Source organism: Micromonospora sp. NPDC003197, assembly GCF_053590565.1.
In genome coordinates, this window is sequence record NZ_JBSFTE010000029.1 from 1 (window position 1) to 14,175 (window position 14,175).

Here is a 14,175-nt window from a genome sequence, read left to right on the forward strand (position 1 = left end):
GTCGTTACCGGGAATTCCCGGTAACGACGGCGGCGATACGCCTGTCGATCAGGCCCGGCCGCGCCGGGTCCGGACCTCCTGGAGCCGTTCGGAGAGGATGTCCTCCAGCTCGGCGACGGAACGACGCTCCAGCAGCATGTCCCAGTGGGTACGCGGCGGCTTGGCCTTCTTCTGCTCCGGCTCGTTACCGTCGACCAGCCGGGCCACGCTGCCGTCGAACTTGCATTCCCAGGTGGTCGGTACCTCGGCGTCGACGGCAAAGGGCACCTCGAACTGGTGGCCCTTGGCGCAGAGGTACTCGCGAGTCTGGCGCGGCGCGAGCTCCGTGTTGCGGTCGGACTCGTAGCTGACCGCTCCCAGACGACTTCCGCGCAGCATGCGCTCGCCCATGGTCGGTTTCCCCCTTGTTTCCGGTGCTGGTCTTCTTGGTGTAACGACATGTCCCGGGCGGGCGATTCCCGCTGCGACAGGAAAGGTACCCGGAAAAGCTACCTGTGGTGCAACGATGCGAGCGTAGCCGGCCATTGCGACTGGTGAGTCGCCTCACCCGGTTCCCGCTGCCGAACGTCACCTCACGCGGTGCCACCGCCGTCGCTGGCGGGCCGGACAGCAGCGGCACCGAGGCTGGCCAGCGCGGCGGCAAGATCGCCGACCTGCGCCGACAGCTGTGCCGCCCGGGCTGCGGTGGCGTCACGATCTGCTTCCGCCGCGCGTAGTCGTACGGCCAGCTCGGTGAGGCGCCCCTCGAGGCCGGTGGCGCCGTCGCGGGCGGTGCGCAGTTCACCCCGGGCCTGGTCCAACTCGGCGGTGGTCCGGTCCAAGGTGACGCGGGTTCGGTCAAGTTCCCCGGTCGCCGTGGCCGCCGTGGCTCGGGCCTGCTCGGCGGCGACGCGGGCCAGTTCCACCTCGCCCCGGGCGGTCACCGCGTCGCGGGCGGCGGCCTCGGCCGCGTTGCGCGCCTCGACGGCGACCGCCTGGAAGTGGCTGGCCTGGCCGAGCGCCTCCGTCGCCGTGTGGGCGGCCCGTTCGGCGTCGCCGCGGGACGCGTCCCGTTCCCGGGTCAGCTCAGCGATCTGCCGTTGCGCGGCTTCGATCCGGCCACGCAACGCCTGCACGTCCTGGCGGGCGGCGTCGCGGTCCTGCTCGGCCTGCGTCCGTAGGGCCTGTGCCGCGCTGGCCGTGCGCTGCGCCTCGTCGCGGGCGGTCTGCGCTTCGGTCGTACGGTGGTGGGCCTCGGCGGTGGCCTGGGCGGCAGTAGCGGCGTCCCGGCGGGCGGCGTCGCGTTCGGCGGTGGCGTTCTGCGTCTCCTGCCGTGCCTCGGTGGCGGTACGGCGGGCCGCCTCGGCGTCCCGGCGGGCCTCGTCGCGTTCGGTCTGGGCGGCGGCGACCTGGGCGGCTGCCTCGGCCCGTACCTGCGCGAGTTGCCGTTCCACCCCGGCCGGGGACAGTTCCGCGTGCAGCGCCTCGGTCAACGTGTCGACCACCTGGTCGAGGCGGTCGACCGCCTCCCAGGTGCGGGCGACCTGGCCGGCCAGCCCGGGGGCGTTGCGGTGCCGCATCCGGCTGTTACGGGAGGCACGCTGGCAGGCCCCGTCGTTGTCCCGGCAGTAGCGGAACGGGCGGCCGGCGGCGGCCCGCTGCGGCACCGGCCGCCCGCAGTGTCCACAGGGGCGGGTGACGGCGGGCGACTCGTCGATGGGGGCCTGGGTGTCCATTGCCGCGGAAGTCTAGTGCCCGGCCTGCGAGCGGCCTCGGGCCACCACGGGTGCGACGCGTCCAGGGCGGACAGGTGCCGGGCCGAGTCCCGAAGTTCGATCTTGTCCCGGATAAGACGCTACGGGCATGACACGACATGATCCGCACGCTATCGTCCGACAGGCGGCTTTTGGCGTCGACCCAGCAACAGGCAGGGAGGCCCCTGCACGGTCGACGCCAGCCACGTTCCCACCCGGACAACCCCTCCATGCCGGAAGGACACACCGTGACGGAAGTTGACGCAGACGCCACCCGTACCGCCCCGGGCAGCGCACCGAAGTCGCACTACGAACGCATCGGCGGAACACCTGCCGTGAAGACTGCTGTCGAACTGTTCTACGACCGCGTACTCGCCGATCGCGACCTGGTGGGCTACTTCGGGAAGACCGACATGGTGGAGCAGCGGCGGCACATGGTGCTGATGCTGACGGCCGTGCTCGGTGGCCCGAACAACTACACCGGCCGCAGCCTGACCGAGGCGCACCAGCCGTTGAACATCCCCGTCGAGCACTACGCCCGGGTGGGACAGCACCTGGTCGCGACCCTGACCGCACTCGGGGTGCCGGCCGATGTCCTGGCTGACGTACAGGTGGTCCTCGCCCAAGTCCAGGACCAGGTTGTGGCAACCGGGCACTGACCGTGGACATCGCCCGACTCAAACAGAGCTGGTCCCTGGTCGCTGCCCACGGCGACCAGGTGCCGCTCTACTTCTATTCGACGCTGTTCCTCACCCACCCGGACACCCGGCAGATGTTCCCGACCAACATGGCGGGCCAACGGGACCGGCTGGTCACCGCGCTGGGCCACATCGTGTCCCACGTGGACCAGCTCGACCAGCTCGTGGGCTACCTGCAGGACCTCGGCACGGACCACCGCAAGTTCGCGGTGGCGGCCGAGCACTATCCCGCGGTGGGCGAGGCGCTGGTGGCCACCCTGCAACACTTCCTCGGCGACCAGTGGACCGACGAACTCGCCCAGGACTGGACCGGGGCGTACGGGCTGGTCGCCCAGGTGATGACCGACGCGGCCAAGGCGGCGGAGAATGTCGCCCCACCCTGGTGGGTCGGCGAGGTCGTCGCACACGACCGGTGCGGCTTCGACGTCGCGGTGCTCACCCTGCGTCCGCAGTACCTGCTGCCCTTCGTACCTGGGCAGTCCGTCGGGGTGTCCATCCCCGCCGCCCGGGCGTGGCGCTACTACTCGCCAGCCAACGCACCCCGGTCCGACGGCACCCTCGAACTGCACGTGCGGGCCGCCCCCGGCGGGGTGGTCAGTTCCCGGCTGGTCTACGGCATCAACGTCGGCGACCAGCTGCACCTGGCCGCCCCGGTCGGGCAGCGGCTGACCCTGACCCGGGCCGGCACCAGTGACCTGCTGCTGTTGGCCGACGGCACCGGCTGGGCCCCACTGAAGGCACTCGTCGAACAGGTCGCCGGGACGGGACCGGGCCGGCGGGTCGACCTGTATGTGGGTGCCCGATCCCGGATGGAGTTCTACGACCGGGATGCGATCGACAAGCTGGCCGCCGCGTACCCGTGGCTGCGGGTCAGCTACGTCGTCGGGGCCGACCCGGCCCACCCCGGCGAATCCACGCACGTCATTGACCGGGTTCTGGCTGACGGTGACTTCCGTTCGCGGCACGTCTACCTGTGCGGGTCGGACCCGATGGTCGTCGGGGCGGTCGACCGGTTGCTCCGGGCCGGCTACCACAGCGGTCAGCTGCACCACGAAAGGTCCGGTACGCACTGGTACGGGCCGAGTTGGCGTACGGCCAGCGGTCCACTGGAGAACAGGTCTGCTTCCGAGGCATAGGAGGTGCTCAGTGAGCGCAGCCCCGATCAGCCGATACGACGGCACCCAGATGTCCGGCTTCACCACCACTGCCCGGATCCGCATCACCGCCGACCGGGTCCGCCGATGGGAGTTCGACTCCTCGTCGTTCACCCGCCGTGGCTACGACCATCGGGATGTGGACCGGTTCCGCCTTCAGGTGGCCGACGAATTCGACCTGCTGGCGGCGCAGATCGCCGATCTGCGGGCGGAGAATGAGCGGCTGCACGACCACGTCGAGTTGCACCGGCACGGGGTGCTGGCCAGCTCCCAGGCAAAACAGCCGGCGGCCAAGGAGGTCAACCTGCTTTCCTCGGCCCAGCGGGAGGCCGAACAGATCATCGCCCAGGCCCACGACTACGCCCGGCGGGTGGCCGAGTACGCCCGCACCCAGTACGAAAGCTATCTGCGGGCCGCCGCCGAGGAAGCCCGGCAGGAGGCCGAGCGGGCGGTACAGGAGTACCGCGCCTCGGCCGGGGCGCGGTTCGACGATTCCGTCGCCACCCGGGAGGCGTTGCGGATCTTCGGCGAGATGATGATGTCGCACATGCAGGCCGCGGCCCAGCATCTCAGTGAGGGCCGGGAGCAGCTGGCCCGCACCATGGGCCGGCTCGACGTTCCACCCGGTCCCACGCCACCCGGCCCCACCCCGGCTGGCCCCGTTCCCGTTGTGGCGCGGGACGGGGGTGGCCCGGCGGCGTTGCCCCGCAACGAGCCCCGCTGGGTGGGCTGACGAACCACACGAATCCGGGGCCGGCGCGATGTCGCGCCGGCCCCGGATTCGTGCGCTGACCAAGAAAGGAGACAGGCGACCGCACACCGTACGGGTAGATCATCAACCGCTGATCAGGGCTGGTACCGTGGCCAGTGCCGGTACCACCCACGCGGGAGAGACCACCTGAAACCGTTCAGGCGGCGCCGAAGGGGCAAATCCTCCCCGGAACCTCTCAGGCAAAAGGACCTCGTGGGCAGGCGCTGTGGAGCGTCTCCACCTCGCGTGGACGCGACAGAGGGGGAGGCCGCCCTGTCGACCTCGCCCTCCGGGAGCGCCCCCGATGACCGCTGAACCCTTCGTCGTCCGCCACATCGGCCCGGACCCCGGCGAGGAACGCCGGATGCTGGAGACCGTGGGCTACGCCTCCGTCGACGAGCTGATGGACGCCGCGATCCCCGAGGTGATCCGCTGGCACGGCACCCTGGACCTGCCGCCAGCCGCCACCGAGGCCGAGACCATCGCCGAACTGCGGGCCATCGCGGCCCGTAACACCGTGGCGGTGTCGATGATCGGGCTCGGCTACCACGGCACCCACACCCCGGCGGTGATCCGCCGCAACGTGCTGGAGAACCCGGCCTGGTACACCGCGTACACGCCGTACCAGCCGGAGATCAGCCAGGGCCGGCTGGAGGCGCTGCTCAACTTCCAGACCATGGTCACCGACCTGACCGGGCTGGCCACCGCAAACGCTTCCATGCTCGACGAGGGCACCGCCGCGGCGGAGGCGATGACCCTGGCCCGCCGCGCCGCCAAGACCAAAAGCCCGGTGTACGTCGTCGACGCCGACACCCTGCCGCAGACCATTGCGGTGATCGCCACCCGGGCCGAGCCGCTCGGCATCGAGGTGCGGGTGCTGGACCTAGCCGCCGAGGCACTGCCGGAGGAGTTCTTCGGCCTGCACCTGCAGTACCCGGGCGCATCCGGTGCGGTACGCGACCACACTGCCCTGACCAGCGCCGCGCACGCCGCCGGGGCCCTGGTCACCGTCGCCGCCGACCTGCTCGCGTTGACCCTGCTGCGCTCGCCGGGGGAGATCGGCGCCGACATCGCCGCCGGCACCACCCAGCGTTTCGGCGTACCGCTGGGCTTCGGTGGGCCGCACGCCGGCTACCTGGCGGTACGGGCCGGCCTGGAGCGGATGCTGCCCGGCCGTCTGGTCGGGGTGTCCCGGGACGCGGACGGCAACCGGGCTTATCGGCTGGCGTTGCAGACCCGCGAGCAGCACATCCGCCGGGAGAAGGCGACCAGCAACATCTGCACCGCCCAGGTGCTGCTGGCCGTGATGGCCAGCATGTACGCCGTCTACCACGGCCCGGACGGGTTGACCGCGATCGCCTGGCGGACCGGCACGCAGGCCGCGACCCTGGCTGCCGGGCTACGCGCTGGCGGGGTCACCGTCGCTCACGACGACTTCTTCGACACCGTGACCGCCGTGGTGCCCGGCCGGGCGGAACAGGTGGTGGCTGCCGCCGCCGAGCAGGGCATCAACCTGCGGCTGGTCGACGACGACCGGGTGGGGATCGCCTGCGACGAGACCACCACCGAGGCGCACCTGGCGGCGGTCTGGGCGGCCTTCGGGGTGCCCCGGTTCACCGGTCGGGCCGAACCGGCGCTGCCCGCCGGCCTGGCCCGCGGCAGCGACTTCCTGACCCACCCGGTGTTCCACGCCCACCGGTCGGAGACGGCGATGCTGCGGTACCTGCGGCGGCTGGCCGACTCCGACTACGCCCTGGACCGGGGAATGATCCCGCTGGGCTCGTGCACGATGAAGCTCAACGCCACCACCGAGATGGAGCCGGTGAGCTGGCCGGAGTTCGCCGACATCCACCCGTTCGCGCCGGCCGAGCAGACTGCCGGCTACCGCGATCTGGTGGCCTCCCTGGAGGGCTGGCTGGCCGAGGTGACCGGCTACGACGCGGTCAGCGTGCAGCCCAACGCCGGCTCGCAGGGGGAACTCGCCGGCCTGCTCGCGATCCGTGGCTACCACCGGGACCGGGGCGAGGGGCACCGTGACGTGTGTCTGATCCCGTCGTCGGCGCACGGCACCAACGCCGCCAGCGCGGTGATGGCCGGCATGCGGGTGGTCGTGGTGGCTTGTGACACCGAGGGCAACGTCGACCTGGTCGACCTGGACCGCAAGATCGAGGCGTATCGGGACGTCCTGGCCGCGATCATGGTGACCTACCCGTCCACCCATGGGGTGTACGAGACGGGCATCGCTTCGCTGTGCGCCAAGGTCCACGACGCTGGGGGCCAGGTGTACGTCGACGGCGCCAACCTCAACGCGCTGCTCGGGTTCGCCAAGCCGGGTGCGTTCGGTGCCGACGTGTCCCATCTCAACCTGCACAAGACGTTCTGCATCCCGCACGGCGGTGGGGGTCCCGGGGTCGGTCCGGTCGCGGTCCGGTCGCACCTGGCCCCGTACCTGCCCGGCGACCCGCTGACCGCCGCCACCGCCGAAGGCGATGCGACCGTAGCCCGGCCGGCGATTTCCGCAGCTCGGCACGGGTCGGCCGGCATCCTGCCCATCCCGTGGGCCTACCTGCGGATGATGGGCCCGGATGGGCTGGCTCGGGCCACCGGCGCGGCGGTGCTGGCAGCCAACTATGTGGCGGCCCGGCTACGCGGGCACTACCCGGTGCTCTACAGCGGCAACAAGGGGCTGGTCGCGCACGAGTGCATCCTGGACCTACGACCGTTGACCAAGGCGACCGGGGTGAGCGTGGACGACGTGGCGAAGCGGCTGATCGACTACGGGTTCCACGCGCCGACCATGTCCTTCCCGGTGGCGGGGACGCTGATGGTGGAACCGACCGAGAGCGAGGATCTGGCGGAGTTGGACCGGTTCTGCGACGCGATGATCGCGATCCGGGAGGAGATCGACCGGGTCGGGTCGGGGCAGTGGCCGGCGGGGGACAACCCGCTGTCCAACGCGCCACACACGGCGGGGATGGTCACCGCCGACGAGTGGAACCGCCCGTACCCGCGATCGGTGGCGGCCTACCCTGCCGGGGTGGATCGGGCGGCGAAGTACTGGCCGCCGGTACGTCGTATCGACGGTGCGTACGGCGACCGTAACCTGGTCTGCGCCTGTCCGCCGCCGGAGGCGTTCGAGAACTGAGCGGCGTGCGCATCGGGGCGGGTCCGGTCGGAGGGCCCGCCCCCCGCTACGTCACCGACAGCGGCGACTACCGCCAGTAGCGGGATCAGGCGGCCAGTGCGTGCCGGGCCGGGCCGCGGTGCGGGGCGATCGGGCTGCCGTCGGGCAGTAGCTCACCGGTGTCCTCGAACACGATCACACCGTTGCAGAGCAGACTCCATCCCTGCTCAGGAAAGCAGGCGATGACCCGGGCAGCATCTCGGTCGGTTGCTTCGGCGGAGGGACAGGTGGGCTGGTGCTGGCACATCGGGGATCTCCGGACTGTGGGGGGTGCTGTGGCATGGTTCACATGACCAGTGACGCACAGTACCAAGCGAAACCGCACTACATCGAGCAATATCCGACAGCAACCCCGCAGAATCCACCCAACGGATGAGGCAGATAGGTCCACTCGTCGTGCGAACACTGACAGCCCCGGCAGTCGTACCGCCGTTGTGCGCCGGATTCCTGCGGGAACGTGACCGGTTGCAGTGGTGGGTGGGCGACGGCGGCGACCCGGCCGTCCTGGCCGGCGACTTCCTGGCCGGCCACGGGCTCGCCAGGCAGCTGACCGGAAACCTTCCGTCCGTCGTCCGGCCCGGCACCGCCGCCCATGATCCGGGCGCACCCTGCGGAGCGGCCCTGTTCATCTCCGCCGCCGCCAGCGCGATCCTGGCCGGTGCCCCCACCTGCCCGCCCAGCCCGGCACCGGCCGTACCCGACCTGGTGATGGTCGTCTACGAACACCACCAGGCACCCCCCGAACCGGCGACCACCATCGGGGGCGCCCCGACCGGCTGGCGGCTCGGACCCTGGCAGGCGAGCTGGACCGCACAGCAACACGCCGACGCCGTCGAGGCGGCCAGGGCCGCCATCGGCCGAGGCGACGTCTACCAGGTCAACGTGGTCGGACACAGCGCCGCGCCGTACACCGGTGATCCGCTGCCCGCCCTGGCCCGGCTCAGCCGGCTACCCGGGGCCCGTTACGGCGGGGTGCTCACCGGCCCCGGCTGGGCCATCGGCTGCGCCTCACCGGAAACCCTGGTCGAGGTCACCGGCGGGCGGGCCATCACCCGGCCGATCAAGGGCACCCGACCGGCCACCGATACCGGCCGCCGGGAACTGCTCGCCTCCACCAAGGAACGCGCCGAACACGTCATGATCGTCGACCTGGAACGTAACGACCTGGCCCAGGTGGCGCGTACCGGGTCGGTGCGGGTCGACGAGCTGTACGCCGTACGCCGCTGGTGTGACCTGTGGCAGGCGGAGTCGACGGTGTCGGCGCAGCTCGCCGACGGCGTCGGCCTGGCCGACCTGCTGCGCGCGGTCTGCCCCGGCGGGTCGGTCACCGGCGCCCCCAAGCTCGCCGCGCTGGACCAGATCGCCGCCCTGGAACCCGTCGGCCGGGGAGCCAGCATGGGCGCGTTCGGCTGGGTCGGAACCGACCGCATCGACCTGGGGTTGACCATCCGCACCGTCGCGGTCGACACCGACCGGGTCCACCTGTGGGCCGGCGGCGGGATCACCTGGGGCAGCGACCCGCACGCCGAGGTGGCCGAGGCGGCGGCCAAGGCCGCGCCGATCCGCGCCGCCCTGGCCACCCCGTGAACCGCACACCACCCGATCAGCGGCCCCCGCCGGCCACCCATTCGTCCCGGGTCAACGCGTACTCCACCTCGCCGTGCTCGCTGCCCGGAATCGGCTGCGGCCACTCCGGATGGAAGGTACGGACATAGCGCAGGCCGGCCTTCTCCATAACCCGCCGGGAGCCGATGTTCACCGCCATCGTCTCGGCGTACACCCGCTTGACGTCCCCCTCGGTGAACCCCTTGTCGATCAGTGCCCGGGACCCTTCGGTGGCGTACCCCGTGCCCCACGCACAGCGGCGCAGCCGGTAGCCCAGCTCGATCCCGTCCCGGCGGCTGCCGTCCGAACGTGTCTCCTGCTGGTATGGGCGGAAGTGGAACCAGCCAACGAACTCGCCGGTTGCCTTCTCGACGGCCGCCCAGAAGCCGTACTCCTCGTACTGGTCGTAGTAGCCCAAAAACCTCGGGATGATCTCGTCGCGGACCACCTGCCGGGGCGTGGGCTCACCACCGGTCAGGTACCGCATCACCTCCGGGTCAGCATTCAGATCCACGAGGTTGCCCACATCGTCGACGGTGAACCGGCGCAAGACCAACCGCTCGGTCTCCAGAAATATCTGCACCGGAACATGCTCGACAGCACGCTCACCGGCCGCAACACGATTACCGGCTTACCCCAGCCGGGTCCCGGGACCATAACTGACGCGGTGAGACGGTGGCCAGCACGCACATGTTCTGCGACGACAGCAGGTTGAGGATCCGCTCCGCCAACTGCTCGCGGGGCAGTCGCTTCTTCGGGGCCGGGCCGACCAGCCACGGGTTCGCCACGTTGACCATGAGGAACCCTACCCCTGAAGCCCCACCTGTCACGCGTCGAGTAGCTCGGCGAGCGCGGCGGCCGGATCGGGGCGGTACGGGCCCGCCGGCCACCAGTCACCCGTGTTCTCCTCCCGGTACGGATACCAGCGTCCGTCTGGCCCGTACCGCACCTGCACCCCCCGTCCAGGCAGGGTCCACCGGTTGCGCCACACCGTCACCTCCGGCGGATCCTCGCCCTCCCAGCCACTGGCCAAAGCCGCGGCGGCCCGAGCCAGCACCGCCCTCGGTGGACTGGCCGGCGTCTCCAGCACATCCAGGCCGGCGGCCCCGCCGTACTCCCAGGCCCGGGCGGCCCGGGCCAGGTCCACCGCGACCCAGCCACCGGCCCGGCACAACCGGGCCGCCACCGCAACGTCCGGATACGACGCGGCCAGCCGCACACTCTCGCGCCACAGGTCGGTCTCCCCGGGCGGGCTACCGACCCCGTCCCAGGCGAGCAACTGCACCGCCCGGGTCGCGGCATCGGCAGCGAGCATCCGCAGGGCGTCCGGATCCACCCCCGGCGCGGCCGGCACACCCGGCCACGTCCCACCAGCGGGCAGGGCAGGCGGGTCGGCCGGCAGCGGCGGCACCGGCCGGGCGTACGCCTCGAGCGCTGGCGTGCCCGACCCGACCAGACCGGAACCGGCGTCCAACCCGACATCCCGACCGACCGCGCCAGCATCAGTGTCCGCCCCGACCGGAGCAGCGGTGGTCGGCCCCACCCGCACACTGCGCCGCCGCACCGCGTCGCGCACCTCCTGCTCACTGCGTCCCCGGATCAGCAGCAACACGAACGGGTCCGCGTCGAGCAGCCAGGCCACCTGGTAACACAGCGCGGCCGCGTGCCGGCACGGAAACTCCCAGTCCGGGCAGTCGCAGTCCGGTTGCAGGTCACCCAGACCGGGAAGCAACCGCACCCCGGCGTCGTCGGCGGCAGCCACCAACTCGCGGGGCATCTCCCGGTCCAACAGCGCCGCAACGTGCCCGGCCTTACGCGTCACCTCGTCAAGAAACCGGGCCCACTCGGCGTCGGTCAACGGTTCGACCCGTACCCGGGTCTGGTAGTCGACATCCTCGGTGCCGTCGTGCACCGACGCGGCGATCCGGCCGGGGGAGACGGTGATCGCCCCAACCCGGCCGGTGCCCGCGTACCGCCGGCCCTGCCGCAGCGGCTCCCGATCCAGAGACGTGTCCTCCAACGCCCGCACCCAGGCGGTGCCCCACCAGGTACGGGCCCGCCGCCCGCCGCGCCCGGCCGGCGGAAACGCCGGAAAGCCACGCACCGGCCCGTCGTCGAACGTACTCACGGTGCCCTCCGCAACTCGACCAGCTCCGCCAGTTCGGCATCGGTCAACTCGGTCAACGCCGCCTCCCCAGACCCCAACACCGCATCAGCCAGATCCTGTTTGGCGGCCAGCATCGCGGCGATCCGGTCCTCCACAGTGCCCTCGGCGATCAGCCGGTGCACCTGCACCGGCCGGGTCTGCCCAATCCGGTACGCCCGGTCGGTGGCCTGCTGCTCCACCGCCGGATTCCACCACCGGTCGTAGTGCACGACATGATCGGCACGGGTGAGGTTCAACCCGGTACCGGCCGCCTTCAACGACAGCAGGAACACCGGCACCGCACCGTCCTGGAACCGGCCGACCAGTTCCTCCCGCCTGGCCACCGGAGTGCCACCGTGTAACAACTGCGACCCGATACCCCGGTCCCGCAGGTGCCGTTCGATGAGCCGGGCCATCGCCACATACTGGGTGAACACCAGCACCGCCCCGTCGGCGGGCAGAATGATGTCCAACAGTTCGTCGAGCAACTCCAACTTGCCCGACCGGCCCGCCAACCGTGGCTGCGGCTCTTTCAAATACTGCGCGGGATGGTTGCAGATCTGCTTCAACCCGGTGAGCAGCTTGACGATCAGCCCACGCCGGGCCATCCCGTCACTGTCCCGGATCTGCGCCATGATCTCCCGCACCACCGCCTCGTACAGGCCGGCCTGTTCGACGGTCAGCGACACCGGCCGATCGGTCACCGTCTTCGCCGGCAGTTCCGGGGCGATCCCCGGATCGGACTTACGCCGACGCAGCAGGAACGGCCGCACCAGCCGGGACAGCCGCGCACTCACCTCGGCGTCCCGGTCGGCCTCGATCGGCCGCGCCCAGCGGGCCCGGAACCCGGTGAGCGTGCCCAGCAGCCCCGGAGTCGTCCAGTCCAGAATCGACCACAGCTCGGTGAGGTTGTTCTCCACCGGGGTTCCGGTCAACGCCACCCGGGCCCCGGCTGGAATCGCCCGCAACGCCTTCGCCGTACCCGACAGCGGGTTCTTCGCGTGTTGCGCCTCGTCGGCCACGACCAGCCCCCACCGCGCCGCCGCCAACCGGTCGGCGTCCAACCGCATCGTCGCGTACGTGGTCAGCACGACACCGTCGCCGCTGATCCCGTCCAGGGACCGCCCGCCGCCGTGGTATCGCCGTACCGGGGTGTCCGGGGCGAACCGGCCGATCTCCCGTTCCCAGTTGCCCAGCAGGGAAGCCGGGCAGACCACCAGCGTCGGCCCGCCCGGCCCGCCGTCAGCCGGGGTAGTCTCGGCCTGCCGGTGCAGGTGCAACGCGATCAGGGTGATCGTCTTACCGAGTCCCATGTCGTCGGCGAGACACCCACCGAGCCCCAACGACGTCAGCCCCGCCAACCAGCGCAACCCCTGCAACTGGTAGTCGCGCAACTGGGCCGCCAACCCGGCCGGTGCCGACACCTCCCGACCGCCGCCACCGTCGGCCAGCCGCTGCCGTACCGTCTCCAGCCAGCCGCTCGCGGCCACCTCGACCCGTTCTCCGTTGACCTCCACCGACCCGGTCAACGCCGCACCGAGCGCATCGATGGCGGACAACGGTTTCAGGTGGCGCTCCCGGGCCCGACGGACCAGTTCCGGGTCCACCAGCAGCCACTCGTTACGTAGCCGCACCATCGGTCGGTGCGTCTCGGCCAGGACGTCCAGTTCGACCTCGGTCAACGGCTGCCCGCGCAACGCCAGCCGCCAGTCGAACGACAGCACCCGATCCCCACCGAAGAAACCCGGTACGTCCGACAGCGGCCCGTCCCCGCCACCCACCACGACACCGAAGGTCAACTCCCGCACCAGCTCCCGGGGCCAGTGCACGGCGATCCCCGCCTCGGCGAGCCGGTCGGCAACCCCGTCGAGCAGTTCGGTGACCTCCTCGTCGCCGAGGACCAGTGGCTCGGGTACGGCGGTGTCCAGCAGCCGCCCCAGCACCGGCCACAGCCGCGCGGCCCGACGTACGGCCAGCATCGTGTCGACCCGGTCCGACTCGCCGAACCCGTGACCGGTCGCCGCCCACAGCTGTCCGGCGTCGACGACCAGGCTCGGGTCGGTACGGCTGTGCACCTGCGCCACCACCCGCAGCGCCGCCTGTTCGATGTGCGCGTCGGTGGTTTCCAGCCGCAGCGACACCCGGATCCCCGAGTCGTGCCCGGCGCGTATCTCGTCGGCCCACGCCCGCAGGTCAGGAACCTGATGGGCCGCCGTGTCGGCGAACACGGTCGCACCGGTGGCCCGGGCCAGTGCCACCGTACGGGGCATCGTGTCGGCGACCGCGTCCAGGAATCCCCGCAGCAGGCTCTGCGCCTCGGGCAGTTCCAGTGGGCGGCGGCCCGGCACCGGTACCGCCCGGGCCGCCGCCGGCATTGCCGCTGCCAGTTCCGCGATCCGGGTGACATCGCTCGGGTCCAACGGGCCGACCCGCCAGGCATCCACACCGGCGGGGGAGAGGCCGGGCAGGATCCGCTGCCGGGCCACCAGATGCAGCGCCAGCCGGGCCGCCGCAGCCCAGAACGCCACCGCCGGGCCAGCGGCGCCTTGGGCTGCCGCCTCGCCGCCCTTTGCATCCCGGGCCGCCGCGAGCAGCAGCGCAACCCCCGCACCGACTGGCAGACGCACGGCCGGCACCGTACGTAAGTCGACCGCCCCGGGTTCGGCCACGACCACCGTCAGCTCGCCCGGTTGTCCCACGCCGACCGGGAGGTCGATCCCGTCGGCGGCCCAAAACGTCAGCGTCCCCGCCCTAGGTGGGTCCGCCGCCTCGAACACCACCCCACCGCCAGCCACATCAACAGCTTGTTCCGCCAATGCCCCGCCTTCCGCCTGACCTGTGCACGCCCACCGCACAACACGCCATACGCCGTACAGTATTCCGCTTGGTGGTCACCTTTTCCCT

Annotated in this window: 11 protein-coding genes, 1 pseudogene and 1 riboswitch; of the genes and pseudogenes, 5 read left to right on the plus strand and 7 right to left on the minus strand. The window is 71.4% G+C overall.

Annotated elements, in window-relative coordinates:
- Window positions 1-48: 48 nt before the first annotated feature.
- Both ACWDV4_RS25235 and ACWDV4_RS25240 read right to left on the minus strand, forming a co-directional pair.
- Entirely contained in the window at window positions 49-390 is a 342-nt protein-coding gene (locus ACWDV4_RS25235; protein WP_449983281.1) for an RNA polymerase-binding protein RbpA, read from the minus strand.
- Between the two features lie 182 nt (window positions 391-572).
- Complete coding sequence (locus tag ACWDV4_RS25240; protein WP_449983284.1) at window positions 573-1,715, minus strand: hypothetical protein; 1,143 nt, start codon at window positions 1,713-1,715, stop codon at window positions 573-575.
- Window positions 1,716-1,981: 266 nt separating this feature from the next.
- Here ACWDV4_RS25240 and ACWDV4_RS25245 point away from each other — a divergent pair, with 266 nt between their 5' ends.
- The 4 genes from ACWDV4_RS25245 to gcvP all read left to right on the plus strand — a co-directional run bounded on the left by ACWDV4_RS25245 (window position 1,982) and on the right by gcvP (window position 7,481).
- Window positions 1,982-2,392, plus strand: coding sequence for a group I truncated hemoglobin (locus tag ACWDV4_RS25245; RefSeq protein ID WP_449983287.1), 411 nt, complete (start codon window positions 1,982-1,984; stop codon window positions 2,390-2,392).
- A gap of 2 nt (window positions 2,393-2,394) precedes the next feature.
- The gene (locus ACWDV4_RS25250) at window positions 2,395-3,567 is read left to right on the plus strand and encodes a globin domain-containing protein (RefSeq protein ID WP_449983290.1); all 1,173 of its coding nucleotides are present in this window, start codon (window positions 2,395-2,397) and stop codon (window positions 3,565-3,567) included.
- Window positions 3,568-3,577: 10 nt separating this feature from the next.
- The gene (locus ACWDV4_RS25255) at window positions 3,578-4,318 is read left to right on the plus strand and encodes a DivIVA domain-containing protein (protein WP_449983293.1); all 741 of its coding nucleotides are present in this window, start codon (window positions 3,578-3,580) and stop codon (window positions 4,316-4,318) included.
- Between the two features lie 142 nt (window positions 4,319-4,460).
- Window positions 4,461-4,558, plus strand: a riboswitch (glycine riboswitch).
- An 82-nt stretch (window positions 4,559-4,640) separates the two neighbouring features.
- Entirely contained in the window at window positions 4,641-7,481 is a 2,841-nt protein-coding gene (gcvP, locus tag ACWDV4_RS25260; protein WP_449983295.1) for an aminomethyl-transferring glycine dehydrogenase, read from the plus strand.
- A gap of 85 nt (window positions 7,482-7,566) precedes the next feature.
- Here gcvP and ACWDV4_RS25265 read toward each other — a convergent pair whose 3' ends face one another.
- Entirely contained in the window at window positions 7,567-7,767 is a 201-nt protein-coding gene (locus tag ACWDV4_RS25265; protein ID WP_184538567.1) for a DUF5999 family protein, read from the minus strand.
- Between the two features lie 125 nt (window positions 7,768-7,892).
- Between ACWDV4_RS25265 and ACWDV4_RS25270 the strand changes: the two genes are divergently transcribed.
- Window positions 7,893-9,107 (plus strand): chorismate-binding protein, encoded by a 1,215-nt coding sequence (locus ACWDV4_RS25270; RefSeq protein WP_449983298.1) that lies wholly within the window; start codon window positions 7,893-7,895, stop codon window positions 9,105-9,107.
- 16 nt (window positions 9,108-9,123) lie between these two features.
- Here the strand turns inward: ACWDV4_RS25270 and ACWDV4_RS25275 are convergent, their stop codons facing one another.
- From ACWDV4_RS25275 to ACWDV4_RS25290, 4 genes and pseudogenes are all read right to left on the minus strand, one after another.
- Entirely contained in the window at window positions 9,124-9,708 is a 585-nt protein-coding gene (locus ACWDV4_RS25275; protein ID WP_449983301.1) for a GNAT family N-acetyltransferase, read from the minus strand.
- An 82-nt stretch (window positions 9,709-9,790) separates the two neighbouring features.
- Window positions 9,791-9,922: pseudogene (locus ACWDV4_RS25280) on the minus strand (pyridoxamine 5'-phosphate oxidase family protein); the annotation flags it as partial.
- 29 nt (window positions 9,923-9,951) lie between these two features.
- Window positions 9,952-11,253, minus strand: a complete 1,302-nt coding sequence (locus tag ACWDV4_RS25285; RefSeq protein ID WP_449983304.1) for an SWIM zinc finger family protein — start codon at window positions 11,251-11,253, stop codon at window positions 9,952-9,954.
- A complete protein-coding gene (locus ACWDV4_RS25290) occupies window positions 11,250-13,898 on the minus strand; it encodes a DEAD/DEAH box helicase (protein WP_449983307.1) in 2,649 nt (882 codons plus the stop codon). Before ACWDV4_RS25290 ends, ACWDV4_RS25285 begins: the two co-directional genes overlap by 4 nt.
- Window positions 13,899-14,175 lie beyond the last annotated feature (277 nt).